Annotated in this window: 15 protein-coding genes; 12 read left to right on the top strand and 3 right to left on the bottom strand. The window is 68.5% G+C overall.

Annotated features, from left to right (window positions below):
- Positions 1-19 precede the first annotated feature (19 nt).
- On the bottom strand, positions 20-337 hold the full coding sequence (locus AC3EVP_RS07425; RefSeq protein WP_335971762.1) for a hypothetical protein: 318 nt from the start codon (positions 335-337) through the stop codon (positions 20-22).
- Between the two features lie 256 nt (positions 338-593).
- Here AC3EVP_RS07425 and rpsF point away from each other — a divergent pair, with 256 nt between their 5' ends.
- From rpsF to rplI, 4 genes are all read left to right on the top strand, one after another.
- Positions 594-884: a 30S ribosomal protein S6 gene (gene rpsF / locus AC3EVP_RS07430; protein ID WP_435127422.1), complete on the top strand. Its 291-nt coding sequence runs from the start codon at positions 594-596 to the stop codon at positions 882-884.
- Positions 885-988: 104 nt separating this feature from the next.
- Complete coding sequence (locus AC3EVP_RS07435; RefSeq protein WP_435127424.1) at positions 989-1582, top strand: single-stranded DNA-binding protein; 594 nt, start codon at positions 989-991, stop codon at positions 1580-1582.
- A gap of 44 nt (positions 1583-1626) precedes the next feature.
- Positions 1627-1863, top strand: coding sequence for a 30S ribosomal protein S18 (gene rpsR / locus AC3EVP_RS07440; protein ID WP_031512678.1), 237 nt, complete (start codon positions 1627-1629; stop codon positions 1861-1863).
- A gap of 16 nt (positions 1864-1879) precedes the next feature.
- The gene (gene rplI / locus AC3EVP_RS07445; protein ID WP_335971751.1) at positions 1880-2329 is read left to right on the top strand and encodes a 50S ribosomal protein L9; all 450 of its coding nucleotides are present in this window, start codon (positions 1880-1882) and stop codon (positions 2327-2329) included.
- A 127-nt stretch (positions 2330-2456) separates the two neighbouring features.
- Here the strand turns inward: rplI and AC3EVP_RS07450 are convergent, their stop codons facing one another.
- Positions 2457-3779 (bottom strand): MATE family efflux transporter, encoded by a 1323-nt coding sequence (locus tag AC3EVP_RS07450; protein WP_335972219.1) that lies wholly within the window; start codon positions 3777-3779, stop codon positions 2457-2459.
- Between the two features lie 710 nt (positions 3780-4489).
- Between AC3EVP_RS07450 and dnaB the strand changes: the two genes are divergently transcribed.
- The 8 genes from dnaB to AC3EVP_RS07490 all read left to right on the top strand — a co-directional run bounded on the left by dnaB (position 4490) and on the right by AC3EVP_RS07490 (position 17020).
- On the top strand, positions 4490-6670 hold the full coding sequence (dnaB, locus tag AC3EVP_RS07455) for a replicative DNA helicase (RefSeq protein WP_435127835.1): 2181 nt from the start codon (positions 4490-4492) through the stop codon (positions 6668-6670).
- Positions 6671-6873: 203 nt separating this feature from the next.
- Positions 6874-7605: a TnsA-like heteromeric transposase endonuclease subunit gene (locus AC3EVP_RS07460; protein WP_435127428.1), complete on the top strand. Its 732-nt coding sequence runs from the start codon at positions 6874-6876 to the stop codon at positions 7603-7605.
- Positions 7602-9689, top strand: coding sequence for a transposase (locus AC3EVP_RS07465; protein ID WP_435127430.1), 2088 nt, complete (start codon positions 7602-7604; stop codon positions 9687-9689). The genes AC3EVP_RS07460 and AC3EVP_RS07465 overlap by 4 nt, the downstream gene beginning before the upstream one ends.
- Positions 9686-10852 carry a TniB family NTP-binding protein gene (locus tag AC3EVP_RS07470; protein ID WP_435127432.1) on the top strand — a complete coding sequence of 389 codons (1167 nt, stop codon included), beginning with the start codon at positions 9686-9688 and terminating at the stop codon, positions 10850-10852. Before AC3EVP_RS07465 ends, AC3EVP_RS07470 begins: the two co-directional genes overlap by 4 nt.
- A complete protein-coding gene (locus AC3EVP_RS07475; RefSeq protein WP_435127434.1) occupies positions 10803-13166 on the top strand; it encodes a TniQ family protein in 2364 nt (787 codons plus the stop codon). The genes AC3EVP_RS07470 and AC3EVP_RS07475 overlap by 50 nt, the downstream gene beginning before the upstream one ends.
- A 162-nt stretch (positions 13167-13328) precedes the next feature.
- Positions 13329-14822 (top strand): S1 RNA-binding domain-containing protein, encoded by a 1494-nt coding sequence (locus AC3EVP_RS07480; protein ID WP_435127436.1) that lies wholly within the window; start codon positions 13329-13331, stop codon positions 14820-14822.
- The gene (locus AC3EVP_RS07485) at positions 14819-15736 is read left to right on the top strand and encodes a hypothetical protein (RefSeq protein ID WP_435127438.1); all 918 of its coding nucleotides are present in this window, start codon (positions 14819-14821) and stop codon (positions 15734-15736) included. The genes AC3EVP_RS07480 and AC3EVP_RS07485 overlap by 4 nt, the downstream gene beginning before the upstream one ends.
- A 159-nt stretch (positions 15737-15895) precedes the next feature.
- Positions 15896-17020, top strand: a complete 1125-nt coding sequence (locus tag AC3EVP_RS07490; RefSeq protein WP_435127440.1) for a DUF6183 family protein — start codon at positions 15896-15898, stop codon at positions 17018-17020.
- 705 nt (positions 17021-17725) lie between these two features.
- On the opposite strand, the gene AC3EVP_RS07495 is transcribed toward AC3EVP_RS07490, so the two are convergent.
- The gene (locus tag AC3EVP_RS07495) at positions 17726-18289 is read right to left on the bottom strand and encodes a dihydrofolate reductase family protein (protein WP_435127442.1); all 564 of its coding nucleotides are present in this window, start codon (positions 18287-18289) and stop codon (positions 17726-17728) included.
- Between the last annotated feature and the right edge of the window lie 72 nt (positions 18290-18361).

The following is an 18361-nucleotide window of genomic DNA, read 5'->3' on the forward strand; positions in this document are numbered from 1 at the left end:
GAGCGCCCCCGCTACTGCTCTAGGAGAAGCCGCCGTGCGCGACGCCCAGGTAGAAGCCGAGGGCGGACATCCCCAGGCCGATGATCAGGGCGAACCGCTCGGCGGTGGTGACCGAGATGTACTGCCCCCAGGCGCCGGTGAGGATGCCGGCCAGCCCGGTCACCGAGCTGACCAGGTGCATGCTGCGGAACCCGGCCGTGACGACCGCGACGACGCCGAGGACGACGGTGACCGTCAGGAGCGAGTTCTCCAGCGGGTGGCGCCTGCCGTCGGTGTTGAAGGTGAGGCGGTGGCGGGTCCGGGGCTCGGACGTCTGGGCTGTGTGCTGCTGTGCCATGGGGCACCTCCGTGATGGAGAGGTGGCGCAAGGTAGCGCCGGCCACACCCGATGTATACAGATTGGGGGCATAACCGGGCGGATTTCAACCCGGGGGACCGACCCGGGTACGCTGGGCGGTCTGCACCGGTACTTTCGCCGGGCTGCGGTGGCGCGGAAGCGTTGTCGGTGGCCCGCGCTACCGTTGCGACGCAAGCCAAACCCTCCTGCCACGGAAACGCCGTGGCCGCTGAGTCCAAAGGAGGTGGGTTCCCCTATGCGTCACTACGAGCTCATGCTCATTCTCGACCCCGATCTTGAGGAGCGCGCTGTCTCCCCGCTGATCGAGTCCTTCCTCGCCGTCGTCCGCGGTGGCGGCGGCAGCGTGGAGAAGGTCGACACCTGGGGCCGTCGTCGTCTCGCCTACGAGATCAACAAGAAGCCCGAGGGCATCTACTCGGTCGTCGACCTCAAGGCCACGCCCGAGGTCGTCAAGGAGCTGGACCGCCAGCTCAACCTGAACGAGTCGGTGCTGCGGACCAAGGTCCTGCGTCCGGAACTCCACTGATCCGGATCTCCCGGACCACCGAGTACCGGGCACGCCCGGACCGGACCACCGAGTAGCAGTCACCACCACCGCACCGCCCCCCAAGCAGTCGAGAGGTCATCCCAATGGCAGGCGAGACCGTCATCACGGTCGTCGGCAATCTCGTCGACGACCCCGAGCTGCGCTTCACCCCCTCCGGTGCGGCGGTCGCGAAGTTCCGCGTCGCGTCCACCCCCCGCACCTTCGACCGGCAGACCAACGAGTGGAAGGACGGCGAGAGCCTCTTCCTCACCTGCTCGGTCTGGCGCCAGGCGGCGGAGAACGTCGCCGAGTCGCTCCAGCGCGGTATGCGCGTCATCGTGCAGGGCCGGCTGAAGCAGCGGTCGTACGAGGACCGTGAAGGCGTCAAGCGGACGGTCTACGAACTGGACGTCGACGAGGTCGGCGCCAGCCTGCGCAGCGCCACCGCCAAGGTCACCAAGACCAGTGGCGGCGGCGGGCGCGGCGGCCAGCAGGGCGGCTACGGCGGCGGTGGTGGCGGTGGCCAGGCCGGCGGCGGAGGCGGCTGGGGCGGCCAGCAGGGCGGCGGCGGGGCTCCCGCCGACGACCCCTGGGCCACCAGCGCACCGGCCGGCGGCCAGGGTGGCGGCGGAGGCAGCTGGGGCGGCGGCTCCGGTTCCTCCTCCGGCGGCGGCTACTCGGACGAGCCGCCCTTCTAGAGGGCGGACCCTCACACACTTCTTGAGCTCACAGGAGAGACACCATGGCGAAGCCGCCCCCGCGCAAGCCGAAGAAGAAGGTCTGCGCGTTCTGCAAGGACAAGACCGTGTACGTGGACTACAAGGACACGAACATGCTGCGGAAGTTCATTTCCGACCGTGGCAAGATCCGTGCCCGCCGCGTGACCGGCAACTGCACGCAGCACCAGCGTGACGTCGCCACCGCGGTGAAGAACAGCCGCGAGATGGCGCTGCTGCCGTACACCTCGACGGCGCGATAAGGAGAGGGTGACCAGCATGTCGAAGATCATCCTCACCAACGAGGTCAGCGGCCTCGGTGCCGCCGGCGACATCGTGGACGTCAAGCCGGGCTACGCCCGCAACTACCTGATCCCGCGGGGCTTCGCCATCGCGTGGACCAAGGGTGGCGAGAAGGACGTCGAGCAGATCCGCCGTGCGCGGCGCATCCGCGAGATCCACTCGCTGGAGGACGCGAACGCTGTCAAGGCCCAGCTGCAGGGCGTCCGCGTGACGCTCAGCACCCGCGCCGGTGACACCGGTCGCCTCTTCGGTTCCATCACCCCGGCCGACATCGCCGCGGCGATCAAGAACGCGGGTGGCCCGCAGGTCGACAAGCGCCGGGTCGAGGTGGGCTCGCCCATCAAGACGCTCGGCGCGCACAAGATCTCGGTGCGACTGCACCCCGAGGTCGAGGCTGTCCTCGACCTGGAGGTCGTGGCCGCGTAACGCGGTATCGGGCCGGTTTCGACCGGCCTGGCCGGCATGTTCCACGTGAAACACGGGGAGCGTGCCGGCCGTGCGAGACCAGTGAGGGCCGGCTCCCGGTGGGAGCCGGCCCTTCGCGTGCCCGGAGTCAGCGGCTGGCCCCCGTCACCACCCAGCGGCCGGACCGGGACCGCAGCCACAGGGCGGCGAAACGGGTGAGCATCATCAGGCCCATCGCCCACCACAGCGCGGTCAGACCGCCGCCCGCCGCCGGTACCGCGAACGCGACCGGTGCGAAGACCGCGAGCGTGACCAGCATCGACCCGGCCAGGTACGGCCCGTCGCCCGCGCCCATCAGCACCCCGTCCAGCACGAACACCACCCCGCACACCGGCTGCGTCAGCGCCACCACGAGCAGCGCCGACGCGAGCGCGCGGCGTACGTCCGGGTCGGAGCTGAAGAGCGGTCCGACCAGCGGCCGGGCCAGCACCACCAGCAGCCCGAGCACGGCGCCGCACATCGCTCCCCACTGGATCATCCGGCGGCAGGCCGCCCGCGCCCCTTCGGCGTCCCCGGCGCCCAGGTAGCGGCCGATGATCGCCTGCCCGGCGATCGCGATGGCGTCCAGCGCGAAGGCGAGCAGCGACCAGACGGTGAGGGTGATCTGGTGGGCGGCGATCTCGGTGTCGCCGAGCCGCGCGGCGACCGCCGTGGCGATCATCAGGACCGCCCGCAGGCTGATCGTCCGGACCAGCAGCGGTACGCCGGCGCGGGCGCAGGCCCGTATCCCGGCGGCGTCCGGGCGCAGCATCGACCGCCAGGCGTCCGGGGCCTGTGCGCGGGCGCCGCGGACCACCATGGCGAGGTAGACGGCGGCCATACCGTTCTGGGCGATGACGGTGCCCCAGGCGGAGCCCGCGATACCGAGCCCGGCGCCGTAGACGAGCGCCGCGTTGAGCCCGGCGTTCGCGGTGAAGCCGGCCACCGCGACGTAGAGCGGGGTGCGGGTGTCCTGGAGGCCGCGCAGCACCCCGGTCGCGGCGAGCACGACGAGCATCGCCGGGATGCCGAGCGAGCTGATCCGCAGGTAGGTGGCCGCGTACGGGGCGGCGGTGTGCGAGGCGCCGAAGAACCCGGCCAGGTCAGGGGCGGTCGGCAGCACCGCGGCGATGACCAGGGCGCCGATCAGGAGGGCGAGCCAGATGCCGTCCATGCCTTGCCGCAGGGCCGCGGGCAGGTCGCCGGCACCGACGCGGCGGGCGACGGCGGCGGTGGTGGCGTAGGCGAGGAAGACGAAGACGTTGACCGCCGTGGTGAGCAGAGCGGCGGCGACGCCGAGTCCGGCGAGCTGCGCGGTGCCCAGATGGCCGACAACCGCGCTGTCCACCATGACGAAAAGCGGCTCGGCGACCAGGGCGCCGAAGGCGGGCAGCGCGAGGGCGACGATCTCCCGGTCGTGGCGGCGGCGCACGGACGTCGGCGGCCGCGCGGGTTCGCGCGGCGCCGGCGGGTGGACGGTGGGGGGCTCGGGGCTCACAGCGGGATATCCTAACCGTCCACAAGTAAGAGGTGAAGTCGCGATCTGATCATTACGGGCGACTGCGCAGAGTGATCTCCTCCGCGTTGTTTGTCATGATCTTGATCCGGGGGCCGAAGTTTTTCTCCTGCACAGGCTATGGACGAAGAAGTCGCAGGTCAGAGCCGCCGTGATGGCGGGTTCGCAAGGTTGTCCACAGCACTGTCCCAAGGGTCGTGCACAGGTTGGGGCCAGTTCTCCACAGGTATGCGCCCGTCATCCACACCCCCTGTGGATAACCGGCTTGGTGTGGGCCGCCGGTGGGCCTAGCGTGGACCGTCCCCGACTCCGCGAAGCGCGTGCGCCGGGAGGCTCGTTGGTCGGCTGTGCCGCCGTGAAAACCGGGGCGCCGCCGTGAAAGAGTGACACGCACGCGGGGTCCGGCCGACCCGGCCGGACGGGAGGAGGTGGCGGGAATGAGCCAGCCCGAACCCGCGGACGACCACTGGGCGGACCACCCCCCGGACGAGCGCCCCGCGGTCAGCCAGTTCCGCAAACGCGGCGGCGGCGCCGGCGGCGCGGACGAGGGCCGGTTCGCCGAGGGCGGCGGCTTTGAGCGGGTTCCCCCGCAGGACCTGGACGCCGAGCAGTCCGTGCTCGGCGGCATGCTGCTGTCGAAGGACGCGATCGCCGACGTCGTCGAGGTGCTCAAGGGCGCCGACTTCTACCGGCCCGCCCACGAGACGATCTACAGCGCGATCCTCGACCTCTACGCGCGCGGCGAGCCCGCCGACCCCATCACCACCGCCGCCGAACTCACCAAGCGCGGGGAGATCGCCCGCATCGGCGGCTCCCCCTACCTGCACACCCTCGTCAACGCGGTGCCCACGGCGGCGAACGCCGAGTTCTACGCCGAGATCGTGCACGAACGCGCGGTGCTGCGCCGCCTCGTGGAGGCCGGCACCCGCATCACGCAGATGGGGTACGCCGCCGACGGCGACGTCGACGAGATCGTCAACAGCGCCCAGGCCGAGATCTACGCCGTCACCGAGCAGCGCACCTCGGAGGACTACCTGCCGCTCGGCGACATCATGGAGGGCGCGCTCGACGAGATCGAGGCGATCGGCTCCCGCAGCGGCCAGATGTCCGGCGTCCCCACCGGCTTCACCGACCTCGACTCCCTCACCAACGGCCTCCATCCCGGCCAGATGATCGTCATCGCCGCGCGCCCGGCCATGGGCAAGGCGCTGGCGCTGGACACGCCCCTTCCCACGCCGGCCGGTTGGACGACGATGGGCGAGGTGCGGGTCGGCGACCAGCTGCTCGCTGCCGACGGGACACCCACCCTGGTGGTCGCCGCCACCGACGTCATGTCCGAACGCCCCTGCTACGAGGTCACCTTCGATGACGGTACGACCGTCATCGCCGACGCGGACCACCAGTGGCTCACGGACACACCGGCCTCCCGCCACTCGGCTCGGCCGCACGCCCAGGACGACAGCCGACGTGTCCGTGCCGAGGTCCGGACGACCAAGGAGATCGCCGAGACACTGCGCTGCCTCACCGAGCACGGCAACGGCTTCAACCACACCGTGCGGAACGCCGCGCCCCTCGACCTTCCCCCGGCCGACCTGCCCGTTCCGCCGTACACGCTGGGCGCGCGGCTGGCGGACGGGCACAGCGGTTCCGCCCGGACCACCTCGGCGGACGGGAACAAGCACATTCCGCAGGCGTACCTGCGGGGTTCGGTCGAGCAGCGGCGGGAGCTGTTGGCCGGGCTCCTCGACACCGGTGGGACGGTCACCGGCACCGGTTCGGTGCGGTTCTCCGCCGCCGACCGTGCGTTGGCCGACGGCTTCCGCGAGCTGCTGACGAGTCTCGGATACACCTGCGACACGGCGACCGGCCGGGTCGAGGGCCGCTCGCAGGAGCCGTCCACGGCGTACACCGTCGACTTCACGACCGGCGACGACGTCTTCGCCCTCGACCGCAAGCGGCGCCTGCACGAGGAGCGGCGGGGCCCCGGCACCGCGCGGCTGACGCGGCGCGTCATCACCGGCGCGCGCGAGGTACCGAGCGTCCCGGTGCGGTGCGTGCAGGTGGACAACCCCGACCACATGTACCTGGCCACGCGTTCGATGGTGCCCACCCACAACAGCACCCTGGCGCTGGACTTCGCGCGGGCCTGTTCCATCGCGAACAAGATGCCCAGTGTGATCTTCTCCCTGGAGATGGGGCGCAACGAGATCGCGATGCGGCTGCTGTCCGCCGAGGCGCGGGTCGCGCTGCACCACATGCGCTCGGGCACCATGACGGACGACGACTGGACGAAGGTCGCGCGCCGGATGTCGGACGTCACCGAGGCGCCGCTGTACATCGACGACTCGCCGAACCTGTCGATGATGGAGATCCGTGCCAAGTGCCGCCGGCTCAAGCAGCGCAACGACCTGCGGCTGGTCGTCATCGACTACCTCCAGCTGATGCAGTCCGGCGGGTCCCGGCGCCCCGAGAGCCGACAGCAGGAGGTCTCGGACATGTCCCGCAACCTCAAGCTCCTCGCCAAGGAGCTGGAGGTCCCCGTGATCGCCCTCTCCCAGCTCAACCGCGGGCCCGAGCAGCGCACCGACAAGAAGCCGATGGTCTCCGACCTGCGCGAGTCCGGCTCCATCGAGCAGGACGCCGACATGGTGATCCTCCTGCACCGCGAGGACGCCTACGAGAAGGAGTCCCCCCGCGCCGGCGAGGCCGACCTGATCGTCGCCAAGCACCGCAACGGCCCCACCGCCACGATCACCGTCGCCTTCCAGGGCCACTACTCCCGCTTCGTCGACATGGCCCACACCTGACGGCCTCCTGTAGGTTCCGCGTCCGAGTGACCCTTTCCGCGTCGCCGTGTCCCCTGATTGGCCCTTGGGACAGATTTCACGGAACGGCAGATCAGTGCGTTCGCTCGATCGAGTGAAGGGCGGTGACTGCCAAGACAGCGGGTGGGGGTGCTCGCCATGGTGAATGCACCAAGGGCGTAGCCGCGTTGGGGGTGGGACCGCTTATGCCGGACTCCATAGCCGTAACCTCTGCGGACATCCACGTCAGGGGACTGGGTGGGGACATCGCGGTGGAGTGCCCATTCGACGCGGTGGATCTCGAAGATCTACTGGCGGCGGGGCCGTGGCGGACCCTGCGTTGGTACAAGGGGCAGAAGCATTTCTCGGGGTCGTTCTGGTCGGCCACCGAGGGCGCACTGGTGATCTACGAGTCCTTGCTGGAACTGGCCTGGCTGCTGGAGGCGGACTTCGACTGGTCGGTTTCCAGGATCATCGCCCAGCCGTTCTTGATGACCGCTCGGATCGACGGTACCGAGCGCAAGCACATCCCCGACTTCCTGTTGATGACCACCTCGGGTCCCTTGGTGGTGGACGTGAAGCCGGCGAAGCGATTGTCGCGGCCGGAGGTGGCGTTCACCTTCGCCTGGAGCCGGCAGGTCATCGAGTCGCGGGGCTGGGAATACGTCGTGCGGAGCGAGCCCGACTCCGTGCGGCTGGCGAACATCCGCATTTTGGCGAGGCATCGTAGGGCGTGGTTGTTCGCTTCGGAGATCGTGGACAGGGTCGAGGCCGCGGTGATGGACGGGATGACGTTCGCGGACGCGTGCGGGTCGGTGCCAGAGCTCGATGAGTCGCTGGTGCGTTCGGCGGTTCTGCGCTTGATGTGGATCGGGCGACTTATGACGGATCTCGACAAGCCCCTGGCCTCTGCCAGTCTGCTGCGGAGGCGGCCGTGAGTCGCGGGACGGTGCGGCTCCAGGTCGGGTCGCTTCTGGTGTACGACGGCGAGGCGGTAGAGGTCGTCGAGTTCGCGCCGACCGTCGCGGGCAACGAGGTGGTACTGAAGGACCGACGGGGTGGTCTGCGACGGGTCGCGGTGAAGGAACTGCTGTTCTCGGATCGGGCGACCGTGGTGTCAGAGAACCCGGGTGCCTCATCGAGTGACCTGGAGGACATCGCCTCGGTTCTCCTCTCGCGGCTCAAGCCAGCTGAGCTGGGACTCTTGGCGGATCGTGCGGGTCACGTGCGAGAGGCGTGCAGCGGGTACAGGTCGGGCAGTGCTGAGCTGGCCGGTCAGGGGGAGCCGAGACCCCAATATGATCCGAGTCTGCCGAAAGTGGTCCGCTACCAGGCGAAGGCGGATGAGCTCGGCGTCTCCTTGCGTACGGTCAAGCGCTGGGTGGCCGCTGTCGAGGCGCACGGGGAGGCGGGGCTGGCGCCGCGCGCCCGCGGCACTTCGGTGCTCGACCGTTGTGACCCGCGCTGGGTGGAGACAGCGCTCGAAGTGATGATCGAGCACACTGACCAGTCCAAGCCGATGCGAAAAACCGTGATCGAACGTGTACAGGCGCTTCTCGCGGCGCGGTTCGGTGAGGGCGTGGTAGCCGTCCCGGCGCAGACCAAGGCTTACGAAGCGCTGGAGGAGCTGGAGCGGCAGCATCCGACGTTTCGTTTGAGCACCAAGCGCAACCGGGACATCGCTGAGCGGCCGCGTACGGTCTTCGGTCGGTTGCGGCCGACCAGGCCGGGCGAGTACGTGCTGATGGACACCACCCGGCTGGATGTATTCGCGCTTGACCCACTGACATTGCGGTGGGTCAACAGCGAGTTGACCGTGGCGATGGACTGGTACACCCGCTGCATCGTGGGGGTCCGGCTTACGCCGGTCTCCACCAAGTCCGTGGACGCGGCGGCTGTCCTCTTCCAGGCCTATCGCCCGCTCAAACCTGCGGCGCACTGGCCGCCGCAGGCCGTGTGGCCTGAGCACGGCATCCCGCGGTCCGTCCTGCTGGACCGGGACGCGATTGACGGGCCGATGGCAAAGTCCGCGACTCCTGCGCTGGTGCCGGAGACGGTGGTCGTCGATCACGGGAAGATCTACGTCTCTGAGCACCTTCGCAGCGTGTGTGATCGTATGGGCATATCGATCCAGCCTGCGCGGCTACGTACGGGCAGGGACAAGGGGCCTGTCGAAAGGTTCTTCAAGACCCTGCGTCAGGGCCTGCTGCACGCCTTGCCCGGCTACAAGGGCCCGGACGTCTTCTCGCGCGGGGAGGCGGTGGAGCGGCAGGGGTACTACTACCTCGACGAGTTGCTTGAGCGGATCGTGGTGTGGATCGCGGCGACCTACCACCGCACGCCACACTCCAGCCTGGTCGATCCGGGGGTCCCGAAGTTGCGGATGTCCCCTGTGCAGATGTTCGAGCACGGTATGGCTCGCGTGGGATACATCGAAGTCCCACGCGACAAGCACCTGGCGCTGGAGTTCCTGCCGACAGTGTGGCGCACCATCCAGCCCTACGGTGTGGAGATCGGCAAGAGGCGCTACAACGGCAGTGGTCTCTACCACGACGGCCGGCCGAGCCCCTATCTGGGCGGTCGCTGGCCCATCCAGGTCAACCCCGACGACATCGACCACGTGTACTTCCGCGACTTGGACGGGGAGCCACACGAACTCGTCTGGGAGCACGCGGCAGCCCGTGACTTCCCGCTCAGCGAAGACGCCCTGGAGTTCGCCCGCAGTCTGGCGGCTCAGAAGCATCCGTATCCCGACGACCGCCTGGCAGTGGTTGAGTTGCTGGAACGTTGGCAGATCGGGTTCGGCACGACGCTGGCGGAACGACGCATCGCCCTGCGGGCGATGCGCGAGCAGCCAGCCTTCAACCTCCAGCCGCACCAGCCGGCCCCGCACCGGGCTGAGCTGCCCGGAGAGGAGTTTGAGGGCGATGACGACGTGGCCGACACCGAGGACTTCGCCGACGAAGAACCGGTGCCAGGCGACGACGAGGAGTTCTATGCCGAAGCCTTGGAGGACCTGTGACCACGCCCGGAGCCGGGAGCACGGAGGACCCGGACTGGAAGTCCCTGCCTCTCGACGACCTGACCTTGACCAGGAAAGAGGGCTTTGCGGCATTTGCTGAGGCTCTGGACCCCCAGCGCCCGCCCGATATGACCATGGCAGCGCTGCAGGCCCTGTCACCAGAGGCCAAGGACGAACACGACCGCGCCCGCCGTGCTTACCTGGCCAATCTGCGCCCGATCAAGACTGCTCAGGCCGATGCTCTCGTCGGGGACTTGGCGGACATCCTTGAAGCAGGGCTGGATCAGCCGTACTGGGAAGCCAAGGGCATGGCCGCTGTCGACGCTTTTCCCGGGTTGGGCAAGACCACCGTCGGCCTCTCGTTCGCCAAGCGTGTGCACAACGACATGATCCGCCAGCAGGGGAGGTTCACCGCCGGTGGTCACGAGCGTTGGCCAGTGATCAGGGTGGGCATGATGGGCGACACCAAGGTCAAGGACTTCAACTGGGCGATGCTGGAGTACTTCGCCCACGCCGGCCGAAGCAGCGGCACCGCGAACTCGTTCCTGGCCCAGGCCCTCGACTGCGCCGTTGCCTGTGAATCGAGGCTGCTGCTCGTCGACGACCTGCAGTTCCTCAAGTTCCGTTCCAAGAACGGGGCCGAGCTCGCCAACCAGTTCAAGACCATCGCCAACGAGTTCCCCGTGATGATCCTTTTCATCGGGTACAACCTTCGGGAGAAGGGCCTGTACGAGGACCCTCAGCTCGGGCGCAGGATCACCCCGCTCCGGTTGGCCCCTTTCACGATCGAGAACGAGGCTGCGCGCCGGCAGTGGAGGAGCTTCCTGCTCACCCTGGAACAGCGTCTCGTGCTGGCCCGCAAGTACCCGGGCATGCTTGCCGACGATCTGTCTGACCACCTCTATGCCCGCTGCAGCGGGCACATCGGCTCTCTGATGACACTGATCAAACGCGCGTGTCTTCGGGCCGTTCGCACCGGCGAAGAACGTCTCACTCTCGACCTGATGACCCAGGTCAAGCTCGACCAGGCCGCCGATGAGCAGCGGGCCCGGTGGGAGGAGATGCTCGCGTCCGGCAAGAAGACCAGCAAGCCGAAGCGGACCAGGAGGCAGCGTGGAGGTCGTTCGGACTCTGCCGATCCGGATGGCACCGCTACCGGGTGAGTCGCTGGACTCCTGGCTTGAGGCGCTCGCCCGTCGGCTGCATACCCGCTATGGCAGCCTGCTGTCTCACCTCGGACTCGTCAACCAGCCAAGAGACAATGGCCGCAGCGGCGCGGTCAACTGGACCGTCGCGCTGAGCGACGACGAGGCCTCGGGCATAGCCCACGCCACGGGCGTGAACCGTGAGGTGATCCACGCGCTGACGCTGGCCCGCTTCGGCGGACGAGCGGTGCTGATCGATCGCGAGAAGCGCCAGGTCAACCGGCATCGTTTGTGGGGCCGCGGTGCCGGGTCGCGCTACTGCCCCGACTGTCTGGCCGAAAGCTGCGGACGGTGGCAGCTGAACTGGCGCCTGGGCTGGTCGTTCGCCTGCGTGCGCCACTGCCTCCTACTCGCGGACGCCTGCCCAGCCTGCGGGCGCCTTCCCCGGCGCTACCCGTTCTCCCGCCACAGCGTCCCGCTGCCGGGAGTGTGCGGATTTCGGCCTTCGCGAGAGCTGCACCCAGCAGCGCCCGGTTGCGGTCAGGACCTGGCCCGAGCTGAGATCCTCCGCCTGCCCAAGGAGCACCCCGCGCTCACGGCCCAAAACCTGCTCTCCCAATCGATCGAGACAGGCACAGCCGACTTCGGCCAGTATGCCCATCTCCCTCAGACATGTGCTGTGGCACTCTCCGAGGTGCGCGCGGTCGCGGGCCGGATGCTGACCTCCTTGGACGCCGATGGCCTGGCCGCCCTGGTTCCGGGCGACGTCCTTGACGCTCACCTCCGCCTGGTGACTGGCGCGCGGCCCCTGCGGCAGGAAGGGGAGCGAGCTGGCTTCATGGCGCCGCCGACAGCGGCGATGACAGCGGTCGGCGTCATCGCTGCCTTGCGAGTGTTGGGCGAGGAGGATCTCGCCACCGCCGCACGGACCCTGCGGCCACTGACCAGCACGGTCAGAGACGGGTTCGAGAAGAGCACTGCCACCACTGTCGGCACTTGGGGCCGCGGCACTGGCCCGGTCCTGCGGAAGGTGCAGTTGGCAGCCCTCGCAGCTTCGATGCGCCCCAGCGACCAACTGCGCTACCGGAGCGCCGAGGACCCGGCGCCCCCGTCCGCCGCCAGGCAAGGGCAGCGCCTCCGCCGGCGCGCAAGCCGGCTCCCCGCAGCCATGTGGCCACAGTGGGCCGTGCGCCTCAGCCCCACCCGCGGAGCATATCCGCGGGTACTTGCCCCCGCGCTGGCCGCCGCCACGCTGCTTGTCGGCAGCAGAATCTCGTTCGACGAAGCCGTGGCAATGCTCGGTCAGGCCACCGATGCCCTGGCTCTGTCGCGCATGCTCCAGATGCTGGAGCAGACCCCGCGCTGGGAGACCACCGCCTCAGCCCTGACCCGCCTCGCCGACTACCTGGACGCCCGTCCTTCCCCCATCAACTACGAGCGCCGCCGCAGCCTGGACTACACCGACCTGCTGTCCGCTGAGACATGGGCGCAGATCTGCCGGGACGCCGGCCAGCACCCAGGCACCGGACGACGACTCCGCATCGCCCAATGCGTCGTCTTCACCCAGATCAGCGGCACCCCCATCGACCATGCGCCCGAGTTCCCGACCGCCGACCAGGACGTGTTCCGCGCGGAAGCCGAGCGCTTCACGGAAGTGTGGACGCCGCGGATCCGGCAGGCCTTGCGCGAGGCCGCCCGTGCCTTCCTCCACCGCCATGGCATACGGCGAGAACCCCTGACCTGGCACCCCCAGACCAACCTGCTCGACGACCTCGACCTACCTGGGCGCGACGCCGACGGCATCGACATCCAACGCCTACACGACCTCGTCCGAGGACGCCGCAGCCCGACTCGCGCCGCAGCTGCGACGCTGGGCCTCAGCATCGAGGCCGTGCGCCTTGCGCTGGAAGAGCATCCTGCGCCGGCCCAACCGCTCACGCCGTCGCAGGCCCGCGCCCTGGGACGAGTCAGCCACGCCATCCGTCGGATCCTCACCGAAGAGGAACTGCGGCGCCGATACCTCGACGAGCGTCAGTCCGCGAAGGCCATCGCTGACGACCTGGGCGTCTCGCGGCAAACCATCACCCGTCTCGCCCTGGAGTACGGAATCCCACTGCAGCGAGGACGCCGCAGCCACCACCCTGTCGACCGCGAGTGGCTCTTCGAGCAGTACGTCACCTGCCGACGGCCGCTTCCCGAACTCGCACGTGAGATGAGAGTAAGCACCGCCACCATGAACCGGTGGGCCCACGATCTCAACGTTCCGCTCCGCCCTCGCGGAGGCGCCAGCCACCGCGAAGCCCTGCGCCCGGATACCGGAAGTCCGAGCTGACTCACGACCAACTGGGCGATCATGTCGAGGTGACCATCGCCTACCCCGCCGAGTTTTTCTTCTCCAGCCGTGCCACCGTCTACCGCGACTTCGAACGCCACCAGAACACATCCGCGTCGTCGATCTCCGGCGGGCAGTGACGTGCTGCCTTACGTCTACCAGGTGACGAAGTACAACCCGGCGGACCGCGACCAGTACGGGCACTACACCGGCACTGAGCCCGCGACCAGCGACCACGGGCCGATCGAAGCCGCCTATCTTCAGGCCGTCGCCGCCTTCGCCGAGGACACCGGCATCGATCAATTGGCTGTCCGCGAGCCGCAGCTCGGCGGCTTCGCTCACTTCGGTCTGGAGCCACCGGTCGACGGCTACGGCCTGGCCGACCACTTTCCCGCCGGCCCCGCCGGGTTCCACGACGGTGCACTGGTGCCGATCGCCCTTGGCCTGGAACTCGTACGGGCCATGCTCCGCGACAACGGCGCCTGGTGCCGCTTGGAGGACGAGGGAGAGTTCACGGTGCACGTCGGCTGGGACCAGTACCTCTACCTCGGCAGCAGTCGGCCCTGCGAAGCCGCGCTGACCCGTGCCCGCGCGCTCGGCCTGTTCCCGGAACGCCTGGACGCATCGCCCTACGACTTCGCCCCCGACGATCCTGCCTACGTGCAGCGTCCGGCCGACGCTGACTTCTGGGCCCGCCTGCACTGGACCGTCAGCGCCCACCGTGCCGTGTTCCTGGAGGAGGTCTTCGCCGGCAACGCCTCCCGGTGGCACCGCCTGACCCGCGACAGCATCGAGACCGTGCGCTCCCGGCTGGTCCCACGCTCGCGGTTGGCGGTCTGGCCGGACCTGCTCACCGACGTCGCCACGGCCGTGGCCGCTCTGACCGACAAGGACTTGGTGGAGGTCGTCTGGGAGGACGAGGACGGTCAGATCACGAGCACGGTCGTGGATGAGACCCAGTTCGAGGAAGTGGCCTCCGAGCTCGCCGGCGCGCGTGCTGCCGGTGTCGTATCCCTGTCTGCCGGTGAGGATCTCCCGCTGTTCACCGCTGTGCTGCCGGACGGCGACGGGGTTCTGCGCGCTCGCTGGCAGACCGAACCGACGCCCAGCGACCGGGACTGGGCGTTCCTGAAGACCCTGCGGCGGGGCCAGGTCGTCACCGGCACCGTGACATCCGTCGCCAGCTTCGGCGTCACCTTCGTGGACATTGGCGGCTTCACCGCGATGATCAACATTCCGGAGCTGTCCTGGCGTCCCTTCAACCACCCGTCCGACATTGTCAGCGTCGGCCAGCAGATCACCGCCGAAGTCCTCGACGTCGACATGGTCTGGGAACGTGTGCCGCTGTCGCTGCGAGCAGCGCAAGAAGACCCGTGGCCACAGGTCGCGCAGCGGATCGGTCAGGTAGTCACCGGACCGGTCACCAACATCGTGCCGTTCGGCGTCTTCGTCCGCATCGAAGACCGAGAGGACGGCTTCCAGGGGCTCGTACACACCAGCGAGCTGGACCAGTCGCCGGAGGACGTCATGGAGGTCGGCGACGCCCTCACTGTGAAGATCATTGAGGTCGACATCGCGCGCCGTCGCATTTCCTTGTCACATACCCAGGCCCGTACAACCCGCTCTGAGGGCGGCATTGAGGCTGGATCGGCATGAGGAGTCAGGAGGCCGAGCTCGACCGGGACATAGCCGCGCTCTTGGCGGCCATGGCGTTTACCGAGATACGGCATCTGGCCGGGAGGCCACAGCGCGGGGAGCTGGACACCTCCCATGACGAGGTTCTGGACCGCATCAGGTTCCTGGCCAACTTGAGCCATAACCTTCCGGGTGTCGCACGGCCACGGGCCAGGAGGCCCTCCCGCCAGGGCAAGCCCATCGGGAGCTTCGATCAGGCGATGACCGAACGGCCGATGAGCTGGGTGTGGAATTCCGCCGGCCCGGACGCCCGTGCATGGATGCTGCGTCACATCGAACAGGCAGGCCGAAGCTGGACGCCACCCCCGCCGCTGCCGCAATCCCGGAGGGCCCCGTCGCCGATGACGCCGCGGCAACGGGTGGGCCTTCTGCTCAGACGCTGGCCGGTCATGACCCCTGCCGGGCGGCAGCCGCTACCCGCAGAAGCGAACGTTCTCAAGGCCCTCGACACCGAAGCGGTCTGTGCCTTGAACGACGAGGCCCGACGGCTTCGGCTCGGCCTGGGCGGTGGGGGATCGTGGTTCCGGTCCCATCTCGCCCCCGACGGCGTCCATTATTTGCTCCCGGATCCGGCGAACTACTACTGGCCCGGTACTCCGAACGGCCGCGGCGGCGAGATCGATTGGTGGCAGTGCGCAATGCTGCTGCAGATGTGCAACGGCGAGCAGGTCCGAGGCATGGTCGCCGTACTTCCGGAGACCTTCGTGGCATTGCCCTCGACACTGCTCCGGAAGGATCAGCTGCGACTCGTCCACCGAGTCCGCTCCATTGAGCGCGACACCTCCCAATGGGGCCGCGACCACGAGGCCGAATGCGCCCCGCAACCTTGTGGCTTCGTCCCCGAAGCAACCGATAGTGCCCCGACGACCACCTGACCGCAGCGTGGTTGCATCGCGACTGAGAGCTACTTTTCACTCGGCGGCAGCTTCGGGAATGCAGGGCCGAGGCAGCTGGCCAACGCGCTTTTACATGCCCACATACCCAGGGGGAATTATGAGGTGAAGCTGGGCCATCGAGTGCTTAGGCTCAGGGCCGTGGTTGATCAGATACAGAAGATCGTGACGGAGCTGCCGGATCTCGAAAACGTCACTGGCGTGTGGGCTGTGGCCGACGGGTGGGTCGCGCAAGGGGACGCTGTCTCCGCCGCTGACCTCGGTATCGCTCTCGCCAAGACGTACGGGTCCAGGGAGCAGATGTGGCAGTACAGAAGTGTCTTCGACCATGTGCTTCGGCTGCTGGCCACCACAGGCGGTTCTGGGAACGCCACCCAAGCAGTGCGGTTGGCCTCCTCAACGGCGGACACCAGCAGGGAACTGGACCGCTACGCTGCCTCGTTGCTGGCTTCCGGTCACGAGGCCACGGACCTGAGCGTGGCGTTCACAGGCCGTGCTTCGGAGGAGCTTCGAGCCTGTCTGGTCCACGAGCTGGTTCTCAGGGGTGTGGTCGTTGAGGAAATCCCGGCGATCGCGGGGTGGGCGGCGTCGCCGCATTGGAGTCATCACCCGTTGCGTTGGCTGCCCATGACACTGTCCCACGTCGAAGGATCTCTCGATCTACCGAGCTACAGCACCCGTGGCAGCAGTCACTCGATGCCGTACAAACCGTCCAAGAGCAGCAAACTGGCGGTGCTCGCCCACACGGACGTCCCGCCGTGGGTGGATGTGACGACAGAGGCGGTCGGCACTGCCATGGCCGCGGCCGTGGCGAACTGGGCCGAAGAGTCCAACGGGCGCATCGAAGCGAGAGCTTTCGACCTCGCCGCACCTCTGGACACCGCCTCGGTCATGAACGCGCTCCTGGCTCTGGGGCTGGATTGTCTGCGAGGCGTCGGGAAGAAGGCCCCCCTGTCCGTCGCGGTCCAGTCAGCGGCCCGGGTATGGCGAGTGCTCTTCGCGGCAGCATCCACCGGCGGGGCGTACAACTCCGGATCCCGCGGTGCTTACGGCCGCTTGGCGGCCTGGCAGTCCTTCGCCGCTCTGGCTGGATGCCCGGAAGGCGCTCCCTTCGACGAGGTGGAAGCCCGGGCAGCGGACTGCACCTGGTACGGCTTCGAGGCCAATACGAAGTGGTTCGAGCAGGTGGCCTGGGATGTCGGTCTCGCCGCTCTCACTCCAGACCGCCGACGACTGCTCGTGCTGGCTTCAACGGATACTGACTGAGGTGCCCGAAGCTCCCGCGTTCGGGAGCTGAAACGCCCAGCACCGCCTGGCTCAGCGGGTTCCCAGGGGGTCCGCCCGGCCGAGCAACTCCACAAGCGGGGTACCGGTCCGTGCAGCGACGACGCGGCGGGCGCGGAGCTGGGCGCGGGTCCGGGGGGCGGAATTTCGGATCCCGTCCGCAACCACACGGTTCGAAGCCGTCGTAGCGCAGTCCGGCGTTGAGAACTGCCGCGACGACCGACCATGCCTTCCGATTACTGCGGCGGGGCGGCGCGAAGTCGTGGCCGGCGCACAGCAACGGGCCTGAGCAGTGCGGGCACGAGTGTCCACCATCGCGAGGATGACGCTTGAAACTGACTCGGCACAAGACGCAGGCGTAGTGCAGCTTGTAGTGGGCGAAGGCGTATCGGCACACAGGCCGACTGTAGCGATGACACTTCGCCACCTACCAGGGGATTCCACATCTAGGGTGGTGTAGGAGACGCGTCTGCGCTTGTCGTCCGTCCCGCCACGACGCGGAACCCATGTGTAGGCCGGGGACTGCTCGGCTCCAAGCTCGGTGGGAAAGGGACATGCGAACGCGGAACGGCCAGAGGGCCACGATGCGCGGAATGCGCGAAGCCCCAGGCTGCAGCGTCGGCGTGTGACACCGAAGTCGGGAACCTACACCCTCCTCGTAGGGCCGCCGCGGGCCCCATGGGCTGCTCAGCGCCTCGTCTCGTACCTGGTCAGCACCACGCCGCCGGGAAACGTCCGGGTCTCCAGCAGGTCCAGGTCCATCCAGTCGTCCAGCGCGGTGAAGAACGGTGTGCCGCCGCCCACCAGGACCGGGTGGGTGGCGATCACGTACTCGTCGATCAGCCCGGCGCGCATGGCCGCCGCGGCGAGCGTCGCGCCGCCGATGTGCATCGGGCCGCCGTCGTCGGCCTTGAGCCGGGAGATCTCGGCGACCGCGTCGCCGGTGACCAGGCGGGTGTTCCAGTCGACTTCCTCGAGCGTCGAGGAGAACACCACCTTCGGGGTGTCCCGCCAGTTCCGCGCGAACTCGATCTCCGCCGCGGTGGCGCCGGGCTGCCGGTCGCCGGTCGGCCAGTAGGAGCTCATCGCCTCCCACATCTTGCGCCCGTACAGCGACAGGCCGGTCGCCTGCTCGTGCTCGAGCCACCACTGGAACAGCTCGTCGCTCGGCCCGCTCCAGCCGATGTCGTCACCGGCCGCGGCGGTGTAGCCGTCCAGGGTCAGGTTCATGCCGTAGACCAGTTTCCGCATGCCCCAGCCTTCCGTCCGTGGGTGCCCGGTGTATGGGACCCGCTCGGCGCGGAAAACTCATCGGCGCGACCC

Source organism: Actinacidiphila sp. bgisy144, from assembly GCF_057708105.1.

What these genes read in the sequence shown, in the direction of transcription:
- AC3EVP_RS07425 (WP_335971762.1), bottom strand. Translation starts at nt 337, where the DNA reads ATGGCACAGCAGCACACAGCCCAGACGTCCGAGCCCCGGACCCGCCAC.
- rpsF (WP_435127422.1), top strand. Translation starts at nt 594, where the DNA reads ATGCGTCACTACGAGCTCATGCTCATTCTCGACCCCGATCTTGAGGAG.
- AC3EVP_RS07435 (WP_435127424.1), top strand. Translation starts at nt 989, where the DNA reads ATGGCAGGCGAGACCGTCATCACGGTCGTCGGCAATCTCGTCGACGAC.
- rpsR (WP_031512678.1), top strand. Translation starts at nt 1,627, where the DNA reads ATGGCGAAGCCGCCCCCGCGCAAGCCGAAGAAGAAGGTCTGCGCGTTC.
- rplI (WP_335971751.1), top strand. Translation starts at nt 1,880, where the DNA reads ATGTCGAAGATCATCCTCACCAACGAGGTCAGCGGCCTCGGTGCCGCC.
- dnaB (WP_435127835.1), top strand. Translation starts at nt 4,490, where the DNA reads ATGCTGCTGTCGAAGGACGCGATCGCCGACGTCGTCGAGGTGCTCAAG.
- AC3EVP_RS07460 (WP_435127428.1), top strand. Translation starts at nt 6,874, where the DNA reads ATGCCGGACTCCATAGCCGTAACCTCTGCGGACATCCACGTCAGGGGA.
- AC3EVP_RS07485 (WP_435127438.1), top strand. Translation starts at nt 14,819, where the DNA reads ATGAGGAGTCAGGAGGCCGAGCTCGACCGGGACATAGCCGCGCTCTTG.
- AC3EVP_RS07495 (WP_435127442.1), bottom strand. Translation starts at nt 18,289, where the DNA reads ATGCGGAAACTGGTCTACGGCATGAACCTGACCCTGGACGGCTACACC.